General features: G+C 66.6%; 22 protein-coding genes. 17 read left to right on the forward strand and 5 right to left on the reverse strand.

What is annotated here, in order from left to right:
• Nucleotides 1-72: 72 nt before the first annotated feature.
• Together ACX9OT_RS00965 and ACX9OT_RS00970 are read left to right on the forward strand one after the other, a co-directional pair.
• Entirely contained in the window at nt 73-1,131 is a 1,059-nt protein-coding gene (locus tag ACX9OT_RS00965; protein ID WP_005419275.1) for an NAD(P)-dependent alcohol dehydrogenase, read from the forward strand.
• A 116-nt stretch (nt 1,132-1,247) separates the two neighbouring features.
• Nucleotides 1,248-2,504: an NnrS family protein gene (locus tag ACX9OT_RS00970; protein WP_049461836.1), complete on the forward strand. Its 1,257-nt coding sequence runs from the start codon at nt 1,248-1,250 to the stop codon at nt 2,502-2,504.
• Nucleotides 2,505-2,543: 39 nt separating this feature from the next.
• On the opposite strand, the gene ACX9OT_RS00975 is transcribed toward ACX9OT_RS00970, so the two are convergent.
• A complete protein-coding gene (locus ACX9OT_RS00975) occupies nt 2,544-3,908 on the reverse strand; it encodes a glutamate--cysteine ligase (RefSeq protein ID WP_049461835.1) in 1,365 nt (454 codons plus the stop codon).
• Nucleotides 3,909-4,060: 152 nt separating this feature from the next.
• Here ACX9OT_RS00975 and ACX9OT_RS00980 point away from each other — a divergent pair, with 152 nt between their 5' ends.
• From ACX9OT_RS00980 to ACX9OT_RS00990, 3 genes are all read left to right on the forward strand, one after another.
• Nucleotides 4,061-4,765: a VIT1/CCC1 transporter family protein gene (locus ACX9OT_RS00980; RefSeq protein ID WP_049421856.1), complete on the forward strand. Its 705-nt coding sequence runs from the start codon at nt 4,061-4,063 to the stop codon at nt 4,763-4,765.
• Entirely contained in the window at nt 4,762-5,586 is an 825-nt protein-coding gene (locus ACX9OT_RS00985; protein WP_049461834.1) for a helix-turn-helix transcriptional regulator, read from the forward strand. Before ACX9OT_RS00980 ends, ACX9OT_RS00985 begins: the two co-directional genes overlap by 4 nt.
• Before the next feature lie 506 nt (nt 5,587-6,092).
• Nucleotides 6,093-7,064 (forward strand): MBL fold metallo-hydrolase, encoded by a 972-nt coding sequence (locus tag ACX9OT_RS00990; RefSeq protein WP_049461259.1) that lies wholly within the window; start codon nt 6,093-6,095, stop codon nt 7,062-7,064.
• 73 nt (nt 7,065-7,137) lie between these two features.
• Here the strand turns inward: ACX9OT_RS00990 and yihA are convergent, their stop codons facing one another.
• The gene (gene yihA / locus ACX9OT_RS00995; protein ID WP_041864681.1) at nt 7,138-7,740 is read right to left on the reverse strand and encodes a ribosome biogenesis GTP-binding protein YihA/YsxC; all 603 of its coding nucleotides are present in this window, start codon (nt 7,738-7,740) and stop codon (nt 7,138-7,140) included.
• Between the two features lie 155 nt (nt 7,741-7,895).
• Here yihA and ACX9OT_RS01000 point away from each other — a divergent pair, with 155 nt between their 5' ends.
• The 4 genes from ACX9OT_RS01000 to ACX9OT_RS01015 all read left to right on the forward strand — a co-directional run bounded on the left by ACX9OT_RS01000 (nt 7,896) and on the right by ACX9OT_RS01015 (nt 11,181).
• The gene (locus tag ACX9OT_RS01000; RefSeq protein ID WP_032128969.1) at nt 7,896-8,696 is read left to right on the forward strand and encodes a c-type cytochrome; all 801 of its coding nucleotides are present in this window, start codon (nt 7,896-7,898) and stop codon (nt 8,694-8,696) included.
• A gap of 106 nt (nt 8,697-8,802) precedes the next feature.
• Nucleotides 8,803-9,453: a thiol:disulfide interchange protein DsbA/DsbL gene (locus tag ACX9OT_RS01005; protein WP_049461261.1), complete on the forward strand. Its 651-nt coding sequence runs from the start codon at nt 8,803-8,805 to the stop codon at nt 9,451-9,453.
• 106 nt (nt 9,454-9,559) lie between these two features.
• The gene (locus ACX9OT_RS01010) at nt 9,560-10,390 is read left to right on the forward strand and encodes a thiol:disulfide interchange protein DsbA/DsbL (protein ID WP_049461263.1); all 831 of its coding nucleotides are present in this window, start codon (nt 9,560-9,562) and stop codon (nt 10,388-10,390) included.
• A gap of 53 nt (nt 10,391-10,443) precedes the next feature.
• The gene (locus ACX9OT_RS01015; RefSeq protein WP_005419292.1) at nt 10,444-11,181 is read left to right on the forward strand and encodes an endonuclease/exonuclease/phosphatase family protein; all 738 of its coding nucleotides are present in this window, start codon (nt 10,444-10,446) and stop codon (nt 11,179-11,181) included.
• A 58-nt stretch (nt 11,182-11,239) separates the two neighbouring features.
• Here ACX9OT_RS01015 and ACX9OT_RS01020 read toward each other — a convergent pair whose 3' ends face one another.
• Nucleotides 11,240-12,115, reverse strand: a complete 876-nt coding sequence (locus ACX9OT_RS01020) for an EamA family transporter (protein ID WP_012512098.1) — start codon at nt 12,113-12,115, stop codon at nt 11,240-11,242.
• Nucleotides 12,116-12,187: 72 nt separating this feature from the next.
• On the opposite strand from ACX9OT_RS01020, the gene ACX9OT_RS01025 reads away from it, so the two are divergent.
• The 4 genes from ACX9OT_RS01025 to ACX9OT_RS01040 all read left to right on the forward strand — a co-directional run bounded on the left by ACX9OT_RS01025 (nt 12,188) and on the right by ACX9OT_RS01040 (nt 16,221).
• Nucleotides 12,188-12,670 carry an Lrp/AsnC family transcriptional regulator gene (locus ACX9OT_RS01025; RefSeq protein ID WP_049463305.1) on the forward strand — a complete coding sequence of 161 codons (483 nt, stop codon included), beginning with the start codon at nt 12,188-12,190 and terminating at the stop codon, nt 12,668-12,670.
• A gap of 77 nt (nt 12,671-12,747) precedes the next feature.
• On the forward strand, nt 12,748-13,299 hold the full coding sequence (locus ACX9OT_RS01030; RefSeq protein ID WP_049463306.1) for a M23 family metallopeptidase: 552 nt from the start codon (nt 12,748-12,750) through the stop codon (nt 13,297-13,299).
• Between the two features lie 172 nt (nt 13,300-13,471).
• Entirely contained in the window at nt 13,472-15,613 is a 2,142-nt protein-coding gene (gene fhuE / locus ACX9OT_RS01035; RefSeq protein WP_049463307.1) for a ferric-rhodotorulic acid/ferric-coprogen receptor FhuE, read from the forward strand.
• A 173-nt stretch (nt 15,614-15,786) separates the two neighbouring features.
• Nucleotides 15,787-16,221 carry a hypothetical protein gene (locus ACX9OT_RS01040; RefSeq protein WP_032128962.1) on the forward strand — a complete coding sequence of 145 codons (435 nt, stop codon included), beginning with the start codon at nt 15,787-15,789 and terminating at the stop codon, nt 16,219-16,221.
• 70 nt (nt 16,222-16,291) lie between these two features.
• On the opposite strand, the gene ACX9OT_RS01045 is transcribed toward ACX9OT_RS01040, so the two are convergent.
• A complete protein-coding gene (locus ACX9OT_RS01045) occupies nt 16,292-19,153 on the reverse strand; it encodes a TonB-dependent receptor (protein WP_049421358.1) in 2,862 nt (953 codons plus the stop codon).
• 259 nt (nt 19,154-19,412) lie between these two features.
• Here ACX9OT_RS01045 and ACX9OT_RS01050 point away from each other — a divergent pair, with 259 nt between their 5' ends.
• On the forward strand, nt 19,413-20,300 hold the full coding sequence (locus ACX9OT_RS01050; protein WP_152911162.1) for a hypothetical protein: 888 nt from the start codon (nt 19,413-19,415) through the stop codon (nt 20,298-20,300).
• Nucleotides 20,301-20,357: 57 nt separating this feature from the next.
• Here the strand turns inward: ACX9OT_RS01050 and ACX9OT_RS01055 are convergent, their stop codons facing one another.
• A complete protein-coding gene (locus ACX9OT_RS01055) occupies nt 20,358-20,765 on the reverse strand; it encodes an ExbD/TolR family protein (RefSeq protein ID WP_049463309.1) in 408 nt (135 codons plus the stop codon).
• A 151-nt stretch (nt 20,766-20,916) separates the two neighbouring features.
• Between ACX9OT_RS01055 and ACX9OT_RS01060 the strand changes: the two genes are divergently transcribed.
• The 3 genes from ACX9OT_RS01060 to ACX9OT_RS01070 all read left to right on the forward strand — a co-directional run bounded on the left by ACX9OT_RS01060 (nt 20,917) and on the right by ACX9OT_RS01070 (nt 24,579).
• Nucleotides 20,917-22,902 carry a transglycosylase SLT domain-containing protein gene (locus ACX9OT_RS01060; RefSeq protein WP_049463310.1) on the forward strand — a complete coding sequence of 662 codons (1,986 nt, stop codon included), beginning with the start codon at nt 20,917-20,919 and terminating at the stop codon, nt 22,900-22,902.
• Between the two features lie 106 nt (nt 22,903-23,008).
• A complete protein-coding gene (locus ACX9OT_RS01065; protein WP_008267778.1) occupies nt 23,009-23,245 on the forward strand; it encodes a hypothetical protein in 237 nt (78 codons plus the stop codon).
• A gap of 113 nt (nt 23,246-23,358) precedes the next feature.
• Complete coding sequence (locus ACX9OT_RS01070; protein WP_049463311.1) at nt 23,359-24,579, forward strand: multifunctional CCA addition/repair protein; 1,221 nt, start codon at nt 23,359-23,361, stop codon at nt 24,577-24,579.
• Nucleotides 24,580-24,587: the final 8 nt, after the last annotated feature.

Genomic DNA, 24,587 nt, shown 5'->3' on the forward strand with positions numbered 1-24,587 from the left:
TCCGGGCTTTTTGCCGCTGGGTACGGGGCGTATTGTAAAGCGCCTTTCGACAAACCCTGCCAAGGATTCCCCATGTCCCTCGCCCGTGGTTACGCCGCCCATTCACATACCGACCCGCTGATCCCCTACGAATTCGAACGCCGCGCGGTCGGCCCGGACGATGTGCGCATCGAGATCCTCTACAGCGGCATCTGCCATTCCGACCTGCACCAGGCCCGCGACGACTGGGGTGGCTCGATCTACCCGATGGTGCCGGGCCACGAGATCATCGGCCGCGTCACCGAGGTCGGCAGCAACGTCACCCGCTTCAAGGTCGGCGACCACGCCGGCGTGGGCTGCATGGTCGACTCGTGCCGCCACTGCGATGCCTGCGAGCACGACCTGGAGCAGTACTGCGCCGAAGGCGCGACCTGGACCTACAACGGCCGTGAGCGCGAAAGCGGCGCGCCGACGTATGGCGGCTATTCCGACCACGTGGTGGTCGAGCAGCGCTTCGTGGTGAAGGTGTCCGACACCCTCGACCTCAAGGCAGCCGCGCCGCTGCTGTGTGCCGGCATCACCACCTGGTCGCCGCTGCGCCACTGGAAGGTCGGCCCGGGCCAGAAGGTCGGCGTGATCGGCCTCGGTGGCCTCGGCCACATGGGCGTGAAGTTCGCCAAGGCCCTCGGCGCGCACGTGGTGATGATCACCACCACGCCGGAAAAGGGTGCCGATGCCAAGCGCCTGGGCGCCGATGAAGTGCTGGTCTCGCGCGATGCCGCGCAGATGAAGGCGCACGCCGGCAGCTTCGACTTCCTGCTCAACACCATTCCGGTTGGCCATGACACCAACCCGTACATGGGCCTGCTCAAGCGCGAGGCCACCATGTGCCTGGTCGGCGTGCTGACCGAACTGGATCCGCCGCTGACCGGCGGCAGCGTGATCTTCGGCCGCAAGCACCTGACCGGCTCGGCGATCGGCGGCATGGCCGAAACCCAGGAAATGATGGATTTCTGCGCCGAGCACGGCATCGTCAGCGATGTCGAGATGATCGACATCAAGAACGTCAACGAAGCCTGGGAGCGCATGGCGAAGAACGATGTGCGCTACCGCTTCGTGATCGACATGGCGACGATGAAGAACGCCGCCTGATCGATCGGCGACTGTGAACGAAGAACCCCGGCACTGCCGGGGTTTCTTGTTTGCGTTGCACGGCCCGTCCGCCGGGCCATGCCCGGCGAGCGAAGCGGTTGCCTCCCTCCTTGGGCATGACGAAGATCAAGGACCCGGCCACCAGCCGGGCGCAGACTCGCTGCATGGCCCGCCTGCCCTCCCCTGCGATGCTGATGCGCGCGCCGCACCGGCTGCTGTTCTTCATCGGCGCCAGCAACCTGCTGCTGGCGATGCTGTGGTGGGCGTTGTGGCTGGGCGCGCTGCGCGGGCTGTGGGCACCACAACCGCCGCCCCTACCTGCGGCATGGCTGCACGCCCTGCTGATGCAGTACCTGGTACTGCCCAGTTTCATCTTCGGCTTCCTGCTCACCGTGTTCCCGCGCTGGATGGCACAGCCGGAGCTGCCACGCAGCCGTTATGCGCCGGTCGGCATCGGCCTGTTTGGTGGGCAGGCGTTGCTGATTGCCGCCGCCTGCGGGTGGATACCCGGGCTGTGGCCCGGCCTGCTGCTGGCACTGGCCGGCTGGAGCGCCGGACTGATCGTGCTGGGACGCGTGCTCAAGGCCGCCGGTCCCAACCGCAACTGGCATGCGCGCGCCTGCTATGCCGCACTGCTGCTGGGCTGGCTGGGGCTGCTGCTGTTCATGGCGGTAGGGCGCGGCCACGCCACGCTGATGCCGGTCACGGTGGCACTCGGCACCTTCGGCCTGCTGCTGCCGGTCTACCTCACCGTCGCGCACCGGATGATCCCGTTCTTCGCCAACAACGTGGTGGATGGCTATGTGGCGTGGCGCCCGCTGCGCTGGTTGGCTGCGATGTGGGCGCTGCTGATGCTGCGCCTGCTGTTGAGCGCGTTGCAGGTCGACCACCTGCTGTGGCTGGCCGATGCGCCGCTGCTGATGTTGTCGCTGCAGGCGCTATGGCACTGGTGGCCACGCGGGCCGATGCCAGGCCTGCTCGCGGCCCTGTTCCTGGCACTGGCGTGGCTGCCGATCAGCTTCGCGTTGTATCTGCTGCAGGACATCGGCCAGATGCTGGGCCATCCGCAACTGCTCGGCCGCGCGCCGCTGCATGCCCTCGCCGTGGGCCTGTTCGGCAGCCTGCTGGTGGCGATGGTGACCCGGGTCACCCAGGGCCATTCCGGCCGACCGCTGGTGATGCCGGCAGTGGCCTGGTTTGCGTTCGTCGCGCTGCAGGCGGTGGCGATCATGCGCATCGCTGCCGAACTGATGCCCGACGCCTATGCGTGGCATTTCGCCGCAGCCATCGGCTGGTTGCTGGCGCTTGCACCATGGGTGGCGCGTCTGGGCTGGATCTACCTGAGCCCACGTCGCGACGGCAAGCCGGGCTGACATCGACGCCGGGCATGGCCCGGCGCTACCGCAATCGAATCAATACGCGAATTCGCGGAACACCGGATCAACGTCGCCGTGCCAGCGGCCATGGAACAGCGCCAGCTTGCGTTCGGCCGGGGTCAGGCCGGACTCGACGATCTCCTGCAGCACGTCCAGGAACTTGCTCTCGTCCTGGCCGTCGGCATTGCGCGCCGCGCGGCGCTTGAGGCCTTCGACGGAAATCTTCACCGCTTCACGGGCCAGGTCGCGCACGCTGCCAGTGCGGAACGGCAGGTTCATCGCATGCTTCGGCACGCCGTCGCGCAGTGCATGGCGCTCGGCCAGGGTGAAATCACGTACCAGGTCCCAGGCCGCATCCAGTGCGGTGTCGTCGTACAACAGGCCCACCCAGAATGCCGGCAGCGCACACAGGCGGCTCCACGGGCCACCGTCGGCACCGCGCATTTCCAGATACTTCTTCAGGCGCACTTCCGGGAACGCGGTGGTCATGTGGTCCGACCAGTCGCGCAGCGTCGGCAGCGCGCCCGGCAGCACCGGCAGTCTGGCCTGCATGAAATCGCGGAAGCTCTGCCCGCTGGCGTCGTGGTAGATGCCATCGCGGTAGGAGAAGTACATCGGCACGTCGAGCAGGTAGTCGACATAGCGCTCGTAACCGAAGCCATCCTCGAACACGAAGTCGAGCATGCCGGTGCGGTCGGCGTCGGTGTCGGTCCAGATGTGCGAGCGGTAGCTCAGATAGCCGTTGGGCTTGCCTTCGGTGAACGGCGAATCGGCGAACAGCGCGGTGGCGATCGGCTGCAGCGCCAGCGACACGCGGAACTTCTTCACCATGTCCGCTTCGGTGGCGTAGTCCAGATTCACCTGCACCGTGCAGGTGCGGGTCATCATGTCCAGGCCCAGCGAGCCGACCTTGGGCATGTACGCGCGCATGATCTTGTAGCGGCCCTTCGGCATCCACGGCATCTCATCGCGCTTCCACTTCGGCTGGAAGCCCATGCCGAGGAAGCCCAGCTGCAGCTCACCGGCCACCTGTGCCACCTCGTTGAGGTGGGTGCCGGTCTCCACGCAGGTCTGGTGGATGGTCTCCAGCGCCGCGCCGGACAGTTCCAACTGACCGGCAGGTTCCAGCGTGACCGAGGCGCCATCGCGCAGCAGGGCGATGGTGTTGCCGTTCTCCTGCACCGGCTCCCAGCCGAAGCGGACCAGGCCGTTGAGCAGTGCCTCAATGCCGCGCTCGCCCTCGAAGGTCGGCGGGCGCAGGTCATCCAGGCGGAACCCGAACTTCTCGTGCTCGGTGCCGATGCGCCACTGCGCGCGGGGTTTCTCGCCGGAGGCGATCACCTCCACCAGCTGCGAGCGGTCGGTAATGGGTGTATCGGCGACGTGGCTGGGGCTCGACAAGGGGAAGGCTCGCTGGACAGTGGCGGGGGATGTGGGGCCCGGGGCCTTCCATCGCAAGGGCGCACTATAGCGTGGCGACCCGTTGCGTCATGCGACGGAGACGGTTTTCAGCATCCTACCGACGCCCTCTTGACCCTCGTACACTCGGGGCCATGAGCCGCCATTCACGACACCCCGAACTGCACCGCTCCGAGCGCGTCGGCTGGCTGCGTGCCGCCGTGCTGGGGGCCAACGATGGCATCGTCTCGGTGGCCGGCCTGGTGGTCGGCGTGGCCGCCAGCGGCGCCTCCGCGGCGACCATTCTGGCCACCGGCGTGGCTGGCACCGTGGCCGGCGCGATGTCGATGGCCGCTGGAGAGTATGTCTCCGTGCAGACCCAGGCCGACACCGAAGATGCCGACCTGGCGATGGAAAAGCGCGAACTGCACGAAGATCCGCACAGCGAGCTGGAAGAGCTGACCGCGATCTACCGCCACCGCGGCCTGGAGCCGGCGCTGGCGCGGCAGGTGGCCGAGCAGCTCACCGCCCACGACGCACTGGGCGCCCACGCCCGCGACGAACTGGGCATCACCGATACCCTGCGCGCGCGCCCGCTGCAGGCAGCGCTGGCCTCGGCCGGCGCCTTCACCTGTGGTGCGGCACTGCCGGTGCTGACCGCGCTGCTCGCGCCGGTCGACAAGGTCGCGATGATGACCACCGCCAGCACCCTGCTCGGCCTGTGCCTGACCGGCGCGATGGCGGCCCAGGCCGGCGGCGCACCGCCGGTACGCGGCGCGATCCGGGTGATGTTCTGGGGCGCGTTGGCGATGGCCGCGGCCGCCGGCGTCGGTCGCCTGCTCGGCGCACACGTGACATGACCGCCATGCTGCCCCCGGCCACCGCACTGCTGGCCGAGATGGCCAGTCTGGCGGGCTGTGAGCGCGCCGAAGGCTATGCCTGCATCACCGCCCGTCGCGAGCATGGCGCCAGCTCGGTGGAGATTCCGCAACCGCAGTTCGCGATCCTGCTGGAGGGCCGCAAGCAGGTGCGCACCGCGCACCAGTCGCTGGAATTCATCCCCGGCGACATCCTGCTGCTGACCCAGCGCTGCCGGATCGATGTGGTCAACACGCCCGACCCGGGGACCGGCCGCTACCTCAGTGCCATCGTGCCGCTGTGTGCCGAAGTGCTGGCGGCCGCACGCACGCTGTGGAGCGAGGACCTTCCCGCGCCGGGCCAGGCGATGGCACGTCTGCCGTTGATCGACCATGGCACAGTGCTGCGCCAGTGGCGGCAATCGCTGCAGGACGGCCGCTACAGCGAGGCACGATTGGCGCTGGCCTCGCTGGTGCTGACCCTGTGCCGACAGGGCCACGGCAACCTGCTGCTGCCGCAGGCGCCGAGCCTGGGCGAACAGATCCGCGACCGCATCGCCGCCGAACCGGCACGCGACTGGCAATCGCGTGATGTGGAAGAACAGTTCGCGCTGAGCGGTGCGACCCTGCGTCGTCGTCTCGCCGCCGAGGACACCAGCCTGCGCCAGCTGCTCACCGAGGCCCGGCTGGCGCATGGCATGCAGCTGCTCTACACCACGGACCTGCCATTGAAGACCGTCGCAGCACGCGCGGGCTACCGGTCTGCGGCGAGTTTCAGCAAGCGCTTCGCCGAGCAGTACGGACTGGCTCCCACAGACATTTGAGGGGGTTCGGCAGGGCTGCGCCCTGCACCCGCAGAGGCAACAGCAACGTCCGAAGCAACAGCAACAGCGGCTATCCGAGGGATGGCGTGGATCTACTGTGTCGACCAAGGTCGACACCCACCAGAGCAGTTTGCCGTTCCGACAGATCGCAGAAAACTGTCGAAGGCGGGGTGGGTCCGGTTGCGGGGGCGTGAGCCGCATGGATGCGGCGACCGAGCTTACATGGACGTACTTGCAGCGGCCCCCGCAACCGGACCCACCCCGCCATCCCACGGATAGCCCGCTGTTGCTGTTGCCTCGGCTGTTGCTGTTGCTTCAGCCGTTGCTGTTGCTTCAGCCGTTGCTGTTGCTTCAGCCGTTGCTGTTGCCTCTGCGGGTGCAGGGCGCAGCCCTGCAGACAACACCCCTTCCCTGAGCATTCCGCGTAGTGGTTTGAGCGCCGCACACACGTCGACCACGGCACGCTATACGGCAACGGAACCGCCCGTCGTCCACCGAGAACCACCATGACCCTGCGTCCCCTGCCGCTGCACCGCGCCCTGCTGTTGGCCCTGTCATCCCTGCCACTGGCGGCGCTGGCCGAAACCACGTCGCCTGCCCCCACCCAGCAGGTCCCAGGCGTCTACCACCAGCGCGTCGGTGCGCTGCAGGTCACCGCCCTGTTCGATGGCGTGGTCGCGCTGGGCCGGCAGGAAGTCGTGGACGTGCCGCCGACGCTGGTCAGCCGCCTGCTGGAAGGCCGTTACGTGCCCGAAGACAAGAAGGGCCTGCAGACCGCGATCAACGCTTTCCTGGTGCGCCAGGGCAACCACCTGACCCTGGTCGATACCGGTACCGCGCAGTGCTTCGGCCCCGGCCTGGGCCAGGTGCTGGGCAACCTGCGCGCCTCCGGCGTGGACCCGGCCGAGGTGGATGAGGTGCTGCTGACCCACGCCCATCCGGACCATCTGTGCGGCGTGCTCGACGCGCAGGGCAAGCCGGCCTACCCGAATGCCACGGTGTGGCTGTCCAAGGCCGATGCCGACTACTGGCTCAACCCGGCCAGCGAGGCCACCGCGCCGAAGGGCGTGCGCTTTGCCTTCCCGCTGGCGCGCAACGCGGTAGCGCCCTATCAGGCCAGCGGCCACCTGCGCACCTTCAGTCCCGGCGATGCCCTGCCCGGTGGCGCGGTGGCGATGGACACCCATGGCCATACGCCCGGCCATGTCTCCTACCGGTTCGACAGCCAGGGCCAGTCGCTACTGGTGTGGGGTGATGTGCTGCACTTCCACGCAGTGCAGTTCGCGCACCCGGAGGCGGCCTTCGAGGCCGATTCGGACCGCAAGGCGGCCATCGCCAGCCGTCGCGGCCTGCTGCAGCAGGCCACCGCCAACGGTTGGTGGGTGGCCGGTGCGCACCTGCCGTTCCCCGGTCTGGGCCATGTGCGTGGCGAGGGCAAGGCCTATGCGTGGGTGCCGGCGGAGTATTCGCCGTTGTGAGGGTGTGCCGACCAAGGTCGGCACCCACCCGATCCGGTAGCGCCCGGCTGCCAGCCGGGCGACCGGAAATGCCTTATTCCAGCCCCAACCAACCACCGATGATGCCGCGGGCTTCGTCCACACCGGTGCGGGCCGCGCCAGAGAACACCTGCACGCTGACCGTATCACCGAAGGAGGAGTGCAGTTCCTTGCGCACCTTCTGCAGGGTCTGCATCTGCTGGCTGCGGCTCAGCTTGTCGGCCTTGGTCAGCAACGCATGCGCCGGCAGGCCACGCTGCACGGCATAGGCCAGCATCTGCCGGTCGTAGTCCTTCAGCGGGTGGCGGATATCCATCACCACCACCAGGCCCCTCAGCGCATTGCGGGTGCGGAAGTAGCGGTCGATGAAGGCCTGCCAGTGCGCCTGCAGGTCCAGCGGCACCTTGGCGTAGCCGTAACCGGGCAGATCGACCAGATGGGCTTCCGGGGTCACCTGGAAGAACACCAGCTGCTGGGTGCGGCCGGGGGTCTTGGAGACACGGGCCAGGCTGTTCTGCCGGGTCAATGCGTTGAGAGCACTGGACTTGCCGGCGTTGGAGCGGCCCGCGAAGGCCACTTCGGCCCCCTCATCGGGCGGCAGCTGCCCCATGTTGTGGGCAGAGAGGTGGTATTGAGCGCGTTCGATGAGCAATGACATGTGCATAGGATCGCATGTTGCGGCACCGCGCGCCCGGCCCAGGGCCCTCTGCCGGGAAAATGCTGCACTGCTGCGTTGACCGTGCGCGGAAACGGCGTTGATAATCCGGGCGATGCCGTGGCTGCCGCCCGGCCCGGTCCATACGGAGCTTTAGCATGCGCCACGCTCGCGTTCTTGCCGTATCCGCCCTTGCCACTGCCGTAGTCGTTGCCGCCGCTGCCTTTGCGCAGACCACGTTGACCCCGCTGCCCGACAACGGGCCGATCAACACCGCCTCGCTGGAGGTCGATTTCAGCAAGACCCACTGGGGCGATGCCAAGGCCGGCCAGACCAAGGCATCGGCCTGCGCGGCCTGCCATGGCGCCGACGGCAATTCCACGGTGGAGATGTACCCGTCCATCGCCGGCCAGAGCGAACGCTACGTCGCCCAGCAGATGGCCCTGATCGCCAACGGGCAGCGCAGCTCCGGCGCGGCGGTGGCGATGGTGCCATTCGTGCAGAACCTCACCCCGCAGGACATGCGCGACATCGGCGCGTTCTTCGCCACGCAGAAGGCCACTGCCGGCATCGCCGATGACACGGCGGTCACCGACGGCCCCTACAAGGGCATGAAGTTCTACGAGATCGGCCAGCAGCTGTACCGTGGCGGCGATGCCAAGCGTGGCCTGCCGGCCTGCATGGCCTGCCACGGCCCCAGTGGCGCCGGTAATCCGGGGCCGGCCTATCCCCACATCGGTGGCCAGCATGCCAGCTATGTCGCGCGCCGCCTGCAGGAATACCAGGCCGGCCAGACCAACGAGACCGACAAGGCGCACTTCCAGATCATGGCTGCGGTTGCGCAGAAGCTGAGCGAGCAGGAGGTGCAGGCGCTGTCGAGCTACCTGCAGGGCCTGCACAACAAGGCCGACGACGTGGCCGTTGCCACCGCGCCGGCACAACCGGCTGCCGCCCCCTGACCACCACTGGTCGGCCCGGGTCGCCACGCCGGCCCGCGGCTGCGGTATGTTTCCTTCACGCCGGCGACCGCGCCGGCGTTGCTTTTTTCAACGGAGATGCGTGTCGATGAGGTTGATTTCCCGCCTGCTGTTGTCTTTGCTGGTGCTGCTGCCGCTGGTAGCCTGCGCCGCCACCCCCGCCAATGCCCCGCTGGTCGAAGGCAAGGACTACGAGCGCATCGCCCAGCCGGGCCCGTTCCAGCCGCTGGCCGGCAAGATCGAGGTGGTCGAGGTCTTCGGCTACACCTGCCCGCACTGCGCCCGTTTCGAACCGCAGCTGGAAGCCTGGGCAGCCAAGCTGCCGGCCGATGTGCGCTTCACTCCGGTTCCGGCAGCCTTCGGCGGCGCCTGGGATGCCTGGGCACTGGCCTACTACGCCGCCGACGAAGTCGGCGTGGCCAAGCGCAGCCATGCCGCCGTGTTCAAGGCCCTGCACCAGGACGGCTCGCTGCCGATGCAGAACGTCTCGGCCGATGAGCTCGCCACCTTCTACAAGGCCTACGGCGTGACCCCGGACCGTTACCTGCAGGCCCTGCGCGGCGATGCCGTACAGAAGAAGGTCGATGCCGCCCGCGCGTTCGCCCAGCGCACCAAGATCCCCGGGACCCCGGCGCTGATCATCAACGGCCAGTACCTGGTCCGTGGCGACAGCTTCGACGACCAGCTGCGCATCGCCTCGGCGCTGATCGCCCAGGCCCGCGTCGCCCGCGGCCGCTGAACCAACACCCACCACCGACACGGCGCTGTCGCCGCCGCGTGTCATCATTTCCCCCTGGCCGGCGCATGACGCCGGCCCCACCTTTCCAGATGCTGGAGACGTTTCCATGAAGATCCGTTACGCCCTCGCCCTCGCAGCGCTGCTGCCGATCCTGGCGGCCTGCAAGGCCGACGACGGCAGCACCAACACCACCGCAGCCCCGGCTGAGCCGACCGCCGCTCCGGCGACCACCGAACCGGCCGCTCCGGCCGCTGGCAGCGAAGGCGCCGCCCCGGCCGCTGCCGAAGGCGAGAAGGCCGCGGCTGAAGCCGCCCCGGCCGCTGCACCGGCCCCGACCACCACCGCACTGACCGGCCCGGCCCCGGTGGAAGGCGCCGACTACCAGGTGATCCCGAACGGCCAGCCGTTCCAGCCGGCCGCCGGCAAGATCGAAGTGACCGAGATCTTCGGCTATGTCTGCCCGGCCTGCGCCGCGTTCCAGCCGCTGGTCGGCCCGTGGAAGGCCGGCCTGCCGAGCGACGTGAACTTCGTCTACGTGCCGGCCATGTTCGGCGGTACCTGGGACAACTACGCCCGTGCCTTCTACGCCGCGCAGACCCTGGGCGTGCAGGAGAAGACCCACGAAGCCCTGTACGCTGCCATCCATTCGCAGAAGACCCTGAAGGGCGAGCGCGGCACCGATTCGGTTGACGACATCGCCAAGTTCTACGGTGCCTACGGCGTGGATCCCAAGCAGTTCGCCGCCACCATGGGCAGCTTCGCGGTGAATGCCAAGACCAACTCGGCCAAGCAGTTCGCCCAGCGCAGCCAGATCAGCGGCACCCCGTCGATCATCGTCAACGGCAAGTACCTGGTGAAGGGCAAGAGCTTCCCGGACATGCTGCGCATTGCCGACCACCTGATCGCCCGCGAACGCGGTGCGGCCCAGGCTCACTGATCCAAGAGAAGCGTTTCCCGGCCGTGAATTCCCCCCGTACACGGACCCTGCGCTTGCTGACGGCCAACATCCAGGCCGGCTCAAGTACCCGCCGCTACAGCGACTATGTGACCCGCAGCTGGTCACATGCGCTGCCGGCGGGCCGCAAGCGCAGCAGCCTGGACGCGATCGCCACCCTGGCGCGCGAACATGACATCGTCGGCCTGCAGGAGGCCGACCCGGGCAGCCTGCGCTCGGGCTTCACCAACCAGACCCACTACCTGGCCCAGCGTGCCGGCTTCAACTACTGGAGCCACCAGCCGAACCGGCGCATGGGCGGGGTCGCCTCCAGCGCCAACGGCCTGCTGAGCAAGCTGGAACCGGTGGAAGTGCAGGATCACGCCCTGCCCGGCCGCATCGGCGGGCGCGGCGTGCTGCTGGCCAAGTTCGGCGACGGCGCCGATGGCCTGGCGGTAGCGGTAGCCCATCTGTCGCTGGGCGCAGGATCGCGGATGTCGCAGCTGGGCTTCATCGCCGAGCTGCTGTCCGACCATCCCAATGCGGTGCTGATGGGTGACTTCAACTGCCTGGCCGAACGCCCGGAAATGCAGGTGCTGTACCAGAAGACCCGGCTGCAGCCCCCCGGCTGCATCGTGCCGACCTTCCCCAGTTGGCGCCCCGATCGCGCCATCGACCACATCCTGGTCAGCAGCGGCCTGCAGACCCGCACCGTGGAAGCCGTACCGGCCGCGTTCTCCGATCACCTCGCCCTGGCGATGCAGATCGACGTCCCGGCCGACGCCCTGCGCTGACCGCTCCTGGTGGGTGCCAACCTTGGTTGGCACGCTCTCCGCCGGGCATGGCCCGGCGCTACCCCGCCTGCACCACCGGCACCTTCAGCCGCCGCGCGGTCATCGTGCTGCCCACCGAGGCCAGCACCGTGCAGCCGATCGCCAGCCACTGCAATCCATGCAGGTGCTCGTGCAGCAGCAGCATCGCCCACAGCGCGGCCACTGCCGGCTCCATGCTGATCAGGATGCCGAAGGTCTCCTTGGGCAGGCGCTTGAGCGCCATCATCTCCAGCGACATCGGGATCGCGCTGGAGACCAGCGCTACCAGCAGGCCCGCCGCCAGGATCTTCGGATCGAGCAGTGCGGCGCCGGCATGCACCACGCCCACCGGCACCACCACCAGCGACGCCGCCAGCAGCCCCAGCGACACCGAATGCCCGGCGTGCAGATGGCCGGCACGCTTGCCGAACACGATGTACAGGCCCCAGCACGCCGCCGCACCCATGGCATACAGCACGCCGGCCGGATCCAGCGCCGGGCCGCCACCGATCGGCAACAGCAACAGCAGCCCCACCGCCGCGCAGCCCACCCACAGGAAGTCGATCGGTCGCCGTGATGACAGCATCGCCACCGTCAGCGGCCCGGTGAACTCGATGGCCACCGCGATACCGAAGGGAATCGTGCGCAGGGCCATGTAGAACAGCAGGTTCATCAGGCCCAGGGTGAGCCCGTAGCGCAGGATGGTGATCGCATCCACGCGGCTGGTCTTCCAGCGCCATGGCCGCCAGAACAGCAGCAGCAACAGCGCCGAAAAGCCCACGCGCAGCGCGCTGGTGCCCTGGGCACCGATCAGCGGGAACAGGTGTTTTGCGTAGGAGGTGCCGATGGCCAGCGAGGTGACCGAGCCGAGCACCGCCAGCGCCGGCAACATCGGCGCGAATCGTGAAGTCTGCATGCGCAAAGTCTATTGCGCCGGTGCCGAGCACTTGGCTCAATTGACGGCCCGTTCGTGCAACTTCTGCTCGCCATGGCCACCGCCCCCGTGCTCGACAGCTTCGACTGCGCCATCCTCGACCTGCTGCAGCGGGACAACACCCTGCCGCAGCGCGAAATCGCCGAGGCCGTGCACCTGTCCACCCCGGCCGTGCAGCGCCGCATCAAGCGCCTGCAGGACAGCGGCGTGATCGCGGCCAATGTGGCCGTGGTCGCTGCGGCGAAGGTCGGGCGGCCGCTGACCATCATCGTCGAGGTGCGCGTGGTCAGCGAGCAGCGCGAACGCGTGGCGCCGTTCAAGCGTCGCGTGCAGGACGACCCGGCCGTGCAGCAGTGCTACTCGATCACCGGCGATGGCGATTTCCTGCTGCTGCTTTCGGCGGCGTCGATGGAGGAGTATGAGGCGATCACCGAGCGCTTGTTCGGTGGCGATGACAACATCGAGCGCTTCCGTACCTCGGTGGCACTGGGCACCTTGAAGCGGAGTTTCGAGGTCCCGCTGGCACCGGTTCTGTAGCGTCGAGCCATGCTCGACTGCGCTTTTGCCGCAAAGCAACAGCCGTCGAGCATGGCTCGACGCTACAGTCGGAGACCATGAGCACTCCGCCCTCTCCCGCCGGTCGCCTGCGCCGCTGGCTGCTGCGCGGTCTGTGGCTGGCCATTGCCGTCGTTGCCGCGATGGCGCTGTGGAACAGTCCCTGGGCCGCCGCACCAAAGATGCTGTGGACACTCGCGCAGATGCCGCCGGCCACCGAACTCCCGGTGCCGGTGGAGGGTGTGCGCCCCCGCCAGATCGCCGATACCTTCGGCGCGCCGCGCGGCCGCGACCGCTCGCACGCCGGCATCGATATCTTCGCCCAGCGCGGCACGCCGGTGCGCAGCGTCACTGCCGGCGTCATCGCGGATGTCAGCGAACGCGGCCTCGGTGGTCGCCAGGTCTGGGTGATCGGGCCCGGGCGCGAGCGCTACTACTACGCGCATCTGGAAGACTGGGCAGAGGGCCTGGCGCGCGGCCAGGTGGTCCAGGCCGGTGACCTTCTAGGCCACGTCGGCGACAGCGGCAACGCCAAGGGCACGCCGCCGCACCTGCACTGGGGCATCTACGGCACGAACGGCCCCCGCGACCCGTTGCCGCTGCTGCGCTGACCACCATTGCGCCCCCGCGGATCGATCCGTTCATGATTTGTAAATAGGAATAGTTCGTATTACCATTTCTTTCGTTTCCGGTGGTGCCAGGACGGCCTGCCCGCCCTTCCCCTACCCGTAGCGCCTCGCCTCCTGGATGCCGGCCGAACGCGCGTGCTCGTCCAGGACCCCCATGACCCGTCCCGCCTTCCGTACCCTGCAGCCGCAGCGGCTGTCCGTTGCCGTGCTTGCCGTTCTCTGCGCCGTGGCCCCGGCCGCCTTCGCCGACACCGCCGCCGATCCGACCACGCTGGACAAGGTGGTGGTCAAGGGCGAACGTGCCGAAGGCTATTCGGTGCGCCGCACCTCGGCCGGTACCCGCTTCGATCTGGCACCGCGCGAGATCCCGCAGTCGGTCAGCATCATCAGCCACCAGCGCATCGAAGATCAGAACCTGGACGACATCATCGACGTGCTGGCCAACACCACCGGCGTGACCAGCACCCAGTCCGACAGCGAGCGCACCGAGTTCTACGCGCGCGGCTTCTACATCGACAACTACCAGTTCGATGGCATCCCGACCACGATGGCGCAGAACTGGAGCTACGGCGATTCCGGCCTGGACCTGGCGCTGTATGACCGCGTGGAGGTGGTTCGCGGCGCCACCGGCCTGCTCACCGGCGCCGGCAATCCATCCGCATCGGTGAACCTGATCCGCAAGCACGCCGACAGCGCCGAACTGGCCGGCAGTGTGTCGATGAACGTCGGCAGCTGGGGCCGCACCCGCACCACCGTCGACGTGGGCAGCGCGCTCAATGCCAGCGGCACCGTCCGTGGCCGCGTGATCGGCAGCTATCTGGATACCGATTCGCAGGTCGACCGCTACAACCAGCGCAAGACGCTGGGCTATGCCGTCATCGATGCCGACCTCACTCCGGACACGCAGCTGAGCGTGGGCTACGACTACCAGCACAAGAAGGCCACCGCACCAACCTGGGGCGGCTTCCCCATGTGGTTCTCCGATGGCACCCCCACCAACTATCCGACCTCGTTCAATCCGTCGCCGGACTGGACCTTCTGGGACACCACCAGCAAGCGCGCGTTCGCCACCCTGCAGCACGCCTTCGGCAACGGCTGGAAGTTCAAGATCGGCGCGACCCATGACCGGACCGATGCCGACGACAAGCTGTTCTACCCGTTCTACGGCGGCGGCTTCAACAAGACCACCGGAGCCGGCGTACTGCCGATGGCCGGCTACTACAAGACCCACCGCAAGGTGGACGGCGTCGATGGTTACGTCGACGGTCCGTTCCAGCTGCTTGGCCGCGAGCACCAGTTCATGGCGGGCCTGAGCTACAACAAGCGCGAGTACGTGAACACCGGCGATTTCCAGTCGGCCTGGGCGCCGCTGGACAACTACCTCAGCTGGACCGGGAGTTTCCCGGAACCGAACTGGGCGGCAACGCTGCCGACCCAGAGCCAGGGCACCATCAAGCAGAAGGCCGCCTACGCCGCCACGCGCCTGTCGTTGGCCGATCCGCTCAAGCTGATCCTCGGCGCGCGCTACACCGACTGGAGCCTTGACGGCACCGAAGGTGCAACCATCAGCCGCTTCAGCCACAAGGTGACCACGCCCTATGCCGGCCTGGTGTTCGACATCAATGACACCTGGTCGACCTACGCCAGCTACACCGAGATCTTCCAGCCGCAGACCTATCGCAACCAGCAGGGCCGCTACCTCGATCCGGTGGACGGCAAAAGCTACGAAGTGGGCGTCAAGGGCGCATGGTTCGACAACCGCCTGAACGCCTCGCTGGCGGTGTTCCGTATCGAGCAGGACAATGTCGCCCAGCAGACCGGTGGCTTCGTCGATGGTTCGGCCAACGAGTACGCCTACGTTGCCGCGCGCGGCACGGTCAGCCGCGGCGTGGAGTTCGAACTGAACGGTGAACTGGCACCGGGCTGGAATGCCACCTTCGGCGCCTCCCGCTACGTGGCCAAGGACATCAATGGCAACGACATCAACACCCAGCTGCCGCAGACCGCGATCAAGGCCTACACCAGCTACACCCCGCAGTCGCTGGACGCGCTGACCTTCGGCGGCGGCGTGAACTGGCAGAACGGCATCTACTACACCGACCCGGTGTACGGCCGCTTCAACCAGGATGCCTACGCCTTGGTCGGCGCCTTCGTGCGCTACCGCATCGCGCCGCAGTTCAGCGTGCAGGCCAACCTCAACAACCTGCTGGACAAGAAGTACTACGCGCAGATCTACGGCTACGGCGGCTATGGCGAGGGCCGCAACGGCTCGCTGACGTTCGCCTGGTCGTTCTGATCCAACCGGGTTCTGTAGCGTCGAGCCATGCTCGACTCGATCACACGGGGTCGTCGAGCACGGCTCGACACCACAACGGGGGCGCCCAGCGCCCCCGTTGCCGCGCTGCCCTTGCAGGTGTAGCGTCGCGCAGACGGATACCTCCGCGCCTCCCCCCTCAAGGACGACCGGCCATGCGCACCCGCACGAAACTCGGTCTCTCGCTCGTGGCCCTGTTCTCTTCGCTGCCGCTGATGGTCGCTACAGGCAATGGCTACTTCATCCTGCTTCTGCTGATCGGCCTGCCCGCAGCGATCCTGTTCTGGTTCGATCTGGGCCGTGAACTGCGCGCCATCCCCACTCCCACCCGCTCCGAGCGCGCGCTGGGATTGGCAATGGGCATTCCACAGGTGCTGTTCGGACTGTTGTGCGCGGGGATCGGCCTGATCCTGGTGGCCTGGATCCTGTACAACCTGCTGGTTGAATCCCTGCCGCAGTTCCGCATTCCGTCACTGCCTGGTTTCGCGGTCGGGCCGATGATGATCATGGCCGGGCTGGGATGGGCACGCACCGCGTTCCGCCGTGCCAGCCTTGAACAGGATGACCCGGAACAGGACATTCCGGATTGACCACCTTCATGGAGTCGAGCATGGCTCGACGCTGCAACGGCGCCGGGCTGAGCCCGGCGCCGTCCCTTCATCAGAAACGCAGGTCCGCGCGCAGGTACCAGTAGCGGCCACGCGGGATGTCATAGGTCGAAGCGTCGTAACCGTTCAACGAGCACGACAGGCAGATCGGCGGATCCTTGTCGAACACGTTGTTCAGGCCAGCGGTCAGCTGCAGCCCCTTCATCCAGTCGATCTTGTAGCCCACCTGCATGTCATGGAAGGTGGTGGCCGACAGCGTATTGGTGCCTGCGGCCTGGTTGCTGCAGACCGGGAATACAGAGGCGTCACCGCAGTTCTCGGTCAATTCGGAGATATGCCGAACGGTCCAGTTGGCACTCCAGCGGTCCAGCGTCCAGCCGATGCTGGCATTGCTGGTCCATTCCGGAATCGAGCTGTCGGCCACTTCCACGCCCGGCTTCTGCGGCTGCTTCTGGCCCGCCGCACCGGTAGCCTCGTAGCGGCCGACGAACGTGTTCTTCCAGCCCAGCTTGAACTGGCCGATCGAGCTCTGCGGCAACGTCCAGAACAGATCCACGTCCCAGCCATCGGTCTTGATCGAGCCGAGATTGGTCAGGCGGTTGTTGAAGCTGCTCACTGCACCGGTACTGGCGCGGGTGATGCCATCGCAGTAGATCGGATCCAGCGTTTCCACGCACAGGTCCAGCTGGGTCTGCGCGTTGATTGCCTGGATCGCGCCATCGATGGCATGGCGATAGAAGGTCACCTCCACGTCGAAGCGCTCGGACCACGAGGTGTTGTTGCCAAACCACGGGCTCCACACGAAACCGGCACTGAAACTGCGCGAGCGCTCCGGATCCAGCTCGCGGTTGCCGCCGGTGGTCACCGAGATCTGCGAGTTGGCCTGCTGGAAGCCGGCCGGCACGCCCAGCGCGGCACAGTTGGCGGCGCTGCCGCGCGGCGGCGTACCGCCCAGGCCCACCGAGCATGGATCGAACAACTGCAGGTCGGCACGCGCGGCCGAACCGTACAACTCACCAATCGACGGTGCACGGAAGCCCTCGGCATAGGTCGTGCGCAGCACGAAATCGTCGGTCACCTGCCAACGCAGGCCGTACTTGGGCGTGAACTCGCCACCGAAGGTGGAGTAGTCCGAATAGCGGCCGGCCAGGCTCAGGTCCAGCTTCTTGCCGAATGAAGAGTCGGCGAAGATCGGCACGCTCAACTCCAGGTAGGCCTCGTTGACGTCATACGAGCCGGATGTCGGCTGCGAAGGCACGCCGTTGTAGTGGCCCGCCACCGTCAGCGGATCGGGCTGGTACGAACCCTCGTACTTGCGATACTCGAAGCCGGTAGCGAACGACACCGGGCCGGCCGGCAGCGTGAACAGGTCGCTGGACAGGTTGGCGGTGAACAGGCTCAGTTCGTTCTGGCTGCGGTCACGCACCACCGGCTGGATCCACTTCAGCATGTCCGGCGTGATCGAACCGGCACCGCCGAAGATGTTCAGCGGCACGCAGCCCGGCGTCGCCGCACAGACGGACGGATCGCCCAGCGCCATGTTGACGTTGTAGATGTTGTAGCTGCCGTAGTTGGTCTGTTCGGCCTTGTTCTTGCTGTACATGCCGTTGACGTCCCAGTACCAGCTGCGGTCAGCCGCCTGGAAGTTGCCGACGAAGCCGGTGGCGAAATACGTGGTGTCCACTTCCTGCTTGAAGACGCGCGCACCGCCTTCCACCGGACGGCGACCGATCAGGCTCAGGTTGTCACCCGAGACCAGGTCGAAGCCGAACGGGTTGTACGGGTTGAGCGCAGACACGGTGATGTTGTCGGCCAGCGGATTGCCGGTGGCGCCATCGGGACCGAAGAACAGCGGCTCCGGGCCGGCCTGGTTGGTCGACTCACGGCGGTTGCCCAGTGCCTTGACGTACCACTGCACGTTGTCGGTGATGTCGAAGCGGAACTGGCCGAACAGGCCCTTACGCTCCGACGGTGTCAGCACCATGTTGTATTCGGCGAAGTTGAAGCGATCAGCACTGGTGAAGCAGTGATAGTCATCGGTGCGCGCGCAGCCGGCACTGCCGTCGTAGCGCGGGTTGCTCACGCCGGTATTGGGCACGATGTTCTGCACCGCACCGGTGTTCGGGTCGGTGAACATGAAACGGCCCTGCGGAATGCCACCGCTGCCGAAGGCCAGGCCGGTGCCGGGAATCGGGAAGCGCGACTGCTCGCGGTCCTTGGCGAACACCGGATCCTGCTTGGTCCAGCTGGCGCCGAGGAACAGGCTGAAGCGATCACCGCTCTTGCCCCAGGCCAGGTCCACGCCCTTCTGCGTGCCATCGCCCTTGCTGTACTCGCCGTAGTTCAGGGTCACCTGGCCGCCATCGAAATCACGACGGGTGATGATGTTGACCACGCCGGCAATGGCATCGGAGCCGTACAGCGACGACGCGCCATCTTCGAGCACTTCGATGCGCTCGACGATGGCCAGCGGAATGGTGTTGAGGTCGGTGGCCGAGCCCACACCGGAGGCGGACGACTCATTGACCCAGCGGATGCCGTCAACCAGCACCAGCACGCGCTTGGCGCCCAGATGGCGCAGGTCCACCTGCGCCGAGCCAGCACCTACACCACTGCCATCGGGCGGGAAGCCGAAGTTGCCGGACGAATTGAACTTGGCATTGAGCGCGGAACCGGAACCGGTGAGCTGCTGCAGCACTTCGCCGATCGAGGTCAGGCCGGTGCGTTCGATATCACCGCGGGTCAGCGTCTGGATCGGCACCTGGCCTTCGACTTCAGCGCGCTTGATGCGGGTACCGGTGACTTCCACCGCATCGAGGTTGGTGGTGGATTGTGCAGCGGCACCCAACGGTGCCAGGGTCATCACGCACAGCGCGACGGCAACCGCCAAAGGGCGGTGGTGCAGGTGATTCATTCGCTCTCTCTCCAAAGGAATGTCGGGACATGGGCTGCCGCACTCCCTCCCTGCATGGCGGCGCCGTCTCCTTTGTAAACAAGTAGTAAAAATCGCGACGTGACCGGCGACACCCTTTCACGCAATCATGACGAATGATCCATCGGCATCCGCAATTGGTTCAACATCTAGGAATTATTTTAAATTCCAGACTTTTGCCAGATTGAACCACGAATCCGGCAGAGACTCAGACCTCCGACGCTCAAAGCGAGGTCCAATCGTGAAAGCAACTACTGCCAGACTGCAAGCAGCGATCTTCGCACTTTTCTTCTTTTCATTTGCAGGTGAATCCGAAGCAGGCGGCCTCATCGAGTGCAACAATTGTGTATCGCCCAAATCCGTCGCTCTACAGTCTGGATCTGGCCTCACAGTGATAATTGACTTCGAAAAAGCACAACTGACTGCATTCGATGTTGAATATGATCGGGAAATGAGAAAATGGAGAGCCCTTCCGACCCCCGTACCCAGCCAGATCCAAATGGCATTTCTCCGGATTGTGGAAAGTGTATCTGGCGTCAGTGATCAGCCGAGCCACGCTCTTCCAAATGCGGGGGGAGGCGCAATGGTCCCTCTCCACCCCGACAATCCGGGGAATTCCAATAGGATGCGATTTCCAGAATCGTACAAATCGTCCGACGCGTTCGAGATCGTAAGCTCTGCGACCATGAGGACGCGACTAGGCCAGTATTTAGCCTTAGAAATCGCAGGAGCCAATACAAGCAACCCAGCGTGGAACAGCTTCGCGCTTTCCATACAGCAATTTTCGCTCAACTGGGCAAGCATCAAAGGGGGCGGATCAGTCAATATAGTAATTACTTGGAGAGACGGATCAAAAACCCTCTATCGAATCACCCCTGATAACGTAGCAGAGGCCAAATACCAGAAAGGTGAGAGCCGGGACGGCACTGGAAACAAGGTCCCAGATGAGACCATTGCAGATCCTGTCACGGCTCTTTCTTACGCTGGACAGTATTACTTCCGCCACGACGGCGATGTCGATAAATGGGCCCGCTCTGCTCAGATGTATGGCGTGCCGGTCCAACGCGGGTCCAGCAGTCGGATTTCCTGCAGCTGGGACGGCCGCACAGTCTATTGCCAGCAATACTGACTAAAGGTGGGCGCTGTTGAGGGCACATCGCCCCCCCCCAACAGCGCCCCACCCGTCTCACCGCACGAACGCAATGCGCTCCATGCCGGTCGCCTCGGCTGCGGCCAGAATCCTCGCCATGCCTTCGTATTCGGCCGCCGGATCGGTGGCGATGCGCAGCTCCGGCAGGTTGCCGGCATGTTCGCCCGCCTGTGCATGCAGACGCGCCTGCAGCTCACTGATCGCCATCGGCTGGCCATTCCAGCTCAGCTGGTTCGATGCGTCCAGGCGCAGCTCGATCGGCGGCGGCGGTTCGGGACGGTCGACCACGCGATCGGTGGCCTGTGGCAACTGCACGGCTATCGGCCGGGCCACGATCGGCGCGGTCACGATGAAGATGATCAACAGCACCAGCATCACATCCACCAGTGGCGTGACATTGATGTCCGCCAGCGGGCCGCTTCTTCCTGCGCTACTGAACGCCATGTGCCGCTCCCTGCAGCCGGGCCGTTCGCCCAAGCTCGACACTACGTCGCCCGCAGGCTCGCGAGGCAGTGCCTGCAGCACGAGCATTCAGCTGCCGTTGCCGACCCATCGCGTGCACGCAATGCGAAACTGAATTCAGCCATTGCCCGCTATGCTGCCCGCCATGACCCGACGCTCTTCGACCGCCCTGTCCCTGCTGCCCTTGGCCACCACGCTGCTGATCGGCTGCGCCAATGCCCAGTCCCTCGACGCCCAGAACGCGCAGCTGAAGGCCGCGATCGCTTCCGCCGAACGCGGCCAGTTCGATCCCGGCCAAGCCGCCGCACTCAGCCGCCATCCTGCATACGGCTGGCTGGAGTACGCCAACCTGCGCCGCAACATCGACACCGTCGATACCGCGCAGGCGCAGGCCTTCCTCAAGCGCTACGACGGCCAGGCCGTGGCTACCACCTTCCGCAGCGTGTGGCTGCCCTCGGTCGCACGCCGCCAGGACTGGCCGACCCTGCTCGCCAACTGGGCGCCCACCGACAACGCCGGCCTGCGCTGTGCGCAGCTGACCGCGCGCCAGGTGACCGGTAAGGTCGATCCGCAGTGGATCAGTGAAGCGCAGGATCTGTGGCGCAAGAACGGCAAGTCGCTGCCGGACGGCTGTGATGCCGTTTTTGCCGTGCTGCAGGCACAGGGTGGTCTGAGCGACGCGCTGCGCTGGGAACGCATCGACGCTGCCGCCGACGCCCAGCAACCCGCTGTGATGCGCAGCGCCGCACGGGGCCTGCCTGCCACCGACCTGGCGCTGGCCAACAACTACGCCGCCTTTGTCGACAAGCCCAACGCCAGCGCGTTGAACTGGCCGCGCAACGAGCGCAGCCGGCGCATCGCCACTGATGGCCTGGCCAAGCTGGCCAAGGCCGATCCCGGCGCCACCGAACAGCAGCTGCCTCAGTACGCGCAGGCATTGGGCCTGAGTGCCGACCAGCAGGGCCAGGTGCTGTACCAGATCGCACTGTGGACGGTGGCGTCCTACCTGCCCGATTCGGCGCGCCGTCTCAATGCGGTGCCGGAATCGGCGTACGACGAACGCCTGCACGAATGGCGAGTGCGCGAAGCGATGTCGCGCGGTGACTGGCCGGCAGCGCTGACCGCGATCCGCAAGATGGGCAGCAAGCAGCGCAGCGACCCGCGCTGGCGCTACTTCGAAGGCCGCATGCTGGAGAAGACCGGCCAGGCCCAACAGGCGCAGCCGCTGTTCCGCGAGGCCGCGCGCGCACCGACCTTCCATGGTTTCCTCGCCGCCGACAAACTGCAGCAGGGCTACACGCTGTGCCCGTGGAAGCCGAACGACAGCGCGCAGGCACAGGCGGTGATCGCACGCGATCCGGCCATCCAGCGTGCGATGGCGCTGTACCAGATCGATCGCGCCGGCTGGGCCGTGGCCGAATGGAACAGTGCGCTGTCGCGCTTCGATGACACCCAGCGCCGCCTCGCCGTTCGCGTGGCGCAGGACAATGGCTGGTTCGACCGCGCCGTGTTCGCACTCGGCAAGCAGCCGCAGGAACAGCGCCTGTACGACCTGCGTTTCCCGCTGCACCACGACGCCACCATCCGCCGCGAATCGGCACGCAACGCGATCGATCCGGCCTGGGTGGCGGCAGAGATCCGCGCCGAGAGCACCTTCACCCCGCGCGCGCGCTCGCCTGCCAACGCCATGGGCCTGATGCAGGTGCTGCCGGCCACCGGTGCCGGCGTGGCCAAGTCGATCGGCCTGACCGGCTACGGCGGCGCCGACAGCCTGTACGACCCGGACACCAACATCGCCATCGGTACCGCCTATCTGCGCCAGCTGATGAACAAGTACGACGGTCTGCCGTACGTGACCATCGCCGCCTACAACGCCGGCCCGACCCCGACCGCGCGTTGGCAGGGCCAGCGCCCGGGTTATGACCCGGACCTGTGGATCGAGACCATCAGCTACAAGGAAACCCGCGAGTACGTCGCACGCGTGCTGGCCTTCAGCGTGATCTACGACTGGCGCCTCAATGGCGATGCATTGCCGCTGAGCGACCGCCTGATGGGCCGCCTGGTGGACAAGCGCAAGAGCTTCAGCTGCGCCGCCAACGCTGACCAGGGCGGCGATTGATCGCACTGCGGTCGTGCCGGCCGCTGGCCGGCTTCGGCCATTATCCAAGGGTTGCCGGCCAGCGGCCGGCACTACCCGGCATCCGTTTCCCGGGGAGGGGAAAGCGATGAGCCTGCTGGCCTGGATCGGGATGTTCGCCGCCTGGAGCCTGTTCGCCACCTGGGTGCTGCGCTGGGGTGGCGCGGCCTGGATGGAAGGCTGGAAGTCGCTGGCCTTCGTCGACAGCTGGGGCAGCCTGTGGGACGAAGCGCAGATCAAGCTGTACTTCCTCTGCCTGTGGATCGTCTACGGCCTGTGGTTCCTGGCCGGCCTGTTCGTGCCGGAGTGGCGCGGCCTGCCGTGATTCCTCTTCATCGGTAGTGCCGGCCGCTGGCCGGCAACCGCCATTGTCCAAGGGTTGCCGGCCAGCGGCCGGCACTACCGATGCTCATGCACCTACCGTGCGATCATCCCCCCATGAAGATCTATCTTGTCGGCGGCGCCGTGCGCGACCGCCTGCTGCAGCGCCCGGCCGGCGACCGTGACTGGGTCGTCGTCGGCGCCACGCCCCCGCAGATGGAAGCGCAGGGCTTTACTGCGGTGGGCCGCGATTTCCCGGTGTTCCTGCACCCGAAGACCGGCGAGGAGTACGCGCTGGCGCGCACCGAGCGCAAATCCGGCCGTGGCTATCGCGGCTTCGTGGTCGATGCCGATCCGGCGGTCACCCTTGAAGAAGACCTGCAGCGCCGCGACTTCACCATCAACGCGATTGCCTGTGACGAAGACAGCGGCACGCTGGTCGATCCTTACGGTGGCGTACGCGATCTTGAGCAGCGCGTGTTGCGCCACGTCGGCCCGGCGTTCGTGGAAGACCCGCTGCGCGTGCTGCGCGCGGCGCGCTTCATGGCGCGCTTCGCGCCACTGGGCTTCACCGTCGCCGAAGAGACCATGGCGCTGATGCGCGAGGTCGCCGCCAGTGGCGAGCTGGACGCGCTGGTGCCGGAACGCGTCTGGCAGGAACTGCGCAAGGCGCTGGTCAGTGAACGGCCCTCCGCCTTCCTGCGCACGCTGCACGATGCGCAGGCACTGGGCCCGATCCTACCCGAGCTCGAAGCGCTGTATGGCGTGCCGCAGCGTGCCGAATTCCACCCGGAAGTCGATACCGGCATCCACCAGGAAATGGTCAGCGACATGGCCGCGAAGCTGGCACCGGGTGATGACCTGGTCGGCTTCGCTGCCCTCACCCACGACCTCGGCAAGGGCCTGACCCCGCCGGAGGAATGGCCGCGCCACATCATGCACGAGCAGCGCGGCATCAAACCGCTGAAGGCATTGTGCGCGCGGTTGAAGATTCCCACCGAGCACCAGCAACTGGCCGAAGCGGTCTGCCGCGAGCACTTGAACGTGCACCGCATCGACGAACTGCGCGATGCCACCGTGCTGGAACTGCTGGGCCGCTGCGATGCACTACGCCGGCCGGAACGCGTGGCCCGCATCGCGCTGTGCTGCGAGGCCGACAAGCGCGGCCGGCTCGGTTTCGAGGATGCCGACTACCCACAGGGCGAAACGCTCAAGCGCCTGCACCAGGCGGCGCTGTCAGTGCAGGCTCGGGATCTGGATACCACGCATCTGAAAGGTCCGGCCATCGGTGAGGCACTGGCCAAGGCGCGGGTGAAAGCCATCGCCGCCGCACGCTGAAGCCCTGG

The sequence above is a fragment of the Stenotrophomonas genospecies 3 genome (assembly GCF_054473855.1).

Bases quoted from the DNA above. Each gene is read 5' to 3' on its own strand.
- yihA (WP_041864681.1), bottom strand. From the start codon at position 7,740: ATGTCATTGCTCATCGAACGCGCTCAATACCACCTCTCTGCCCACAAC.
- ACX9OT_RS01055 (WP_049463309.1), bottom strand. From the start codon at position 20,765: ATGGCGTTCAGTAGCGCAGGAAGAAGCGGCCCGCTGGCGGACATCAAT.
- ACX9OT_RS00970 (WP_049461836.1), top strand. From the start codon at position 1,248: ATGACGAAGATCAAGGACCCGGCCACCAGCCGGGCGCAGACTCGCTGC.
- ACX9OT_RS00980 (WP_049421856.1), top strand. From the start codon at position 4,061: ATGAGCCGCCATTCACGACACCCCGAACTGCACCGCTCCGAGCGCGTC.
- ACX9OT_RS00990 (WP_049461259.1), top strand. From the start codon at position 6,093: ATGACCCTGCGTCCCCTGCCGCTGCACCGCGCCCTGCTGTTGGCCCTG.
- ACX9OT_RS01070 (WP_049463311.1), top strand. From the start codon at position 23,359: ATGAAGATCTATCTTGTCGGCGGCGCCGTGCGCGACCGCCTGCTGCAG.
- ACX9OT_RS01060 (WP_049463310.1), top strand. From the start codon at position 20,917: ATGCTGCCCGCCATGACCCGACGCTCTTCGACCGCCCTGTCCCTGCTG.
- fhuE (WP_049463307.1), top strand. From the start codon at position 13,472: ATGACCCGTCCCGCCTTCCGTACCCTGCAGCCGCAGCGGCTGTCCGTT.
- ACX9OT_RS01005 (WP_049461261.1), top strand. From the start codon at position 8,803: ATGAGGTTGATTTCCCGCCTGCTGTTGTCTTTGCTGGTGCTGCTGCCG.
- ACX9OT_RS00985 (WP_049461834.1), top strand. From the start codon at position 4,762: ATGACCGCCATGCTGCCCCCGGCCACCGCACTGCTGGCCGAGATGGCC.
- ACX9OT_RS01010 (WP_049461263.1), top strand. From the start codon at position 9,560: ATGAAGATCCGTTACGCCCTCGCCCTCGCAGCGCTGCTGCCGATCCTG.
- ACX9OT_RS01065 (WP_008267778.1), top strand. From the start codon at position 23,009: ATGAGCCTGCTGGCCTGGATCGGGATGTTCGCCGCCTGGAGCCTGTTC.
- ACX9OT_RS01000 (WP_032128969.1), top strand. From the start codon at position 7,896: ATGCGCCACGCTCGCGTTCTTGCCGTATCCGCCCTTGCCACTGCCGTA.
- ACX9OT_RS00965 (WP_005419275.1), top strand. From the start codon at position 73: ATGTCCCTCGCCCGTGGTTACGCCGCCCATTCACATACCGACCCGCTG.
- ACX9OT_RS01025 (WP_049463305.1), top strand. From the start codon at position 12,188: ATGGCCACCGCCCCCGTGCTCGACAGCTTCGACTGCGCCATCCTCGAC.
- ACX9OT_RS01020 (WP_012512098.1), bottom strand. From the start codon at position 12,115: ATGCAGACTTCACGATTCGCGCCGATGTTGCCGGCGCTGGCGGTGCTC.
- ACX9OT_RS01040 (WP_032128962.1), top strand. From the start codon at position 15,787: ATGCGCACCCGCACGAAACTCGGTCTCTCGCTCGTGGCCCTGTTCTCT.
- ACX9OT_RS01045 (WP_049421358.1), bottom strand. From the start codon at position 19,153: ATGAATCACCTGCACCACCGCCCTTTGGCGGTTGCCGTCGCGCTGTGC.
- ACX9OT_RS01030 (WP_049463306.1), top strand. From the start codon at position 12,748: ATGAGCACTCCGCCCTCTCCCGCCGGTCGCCTGCGCCGCTGGCTGCTG.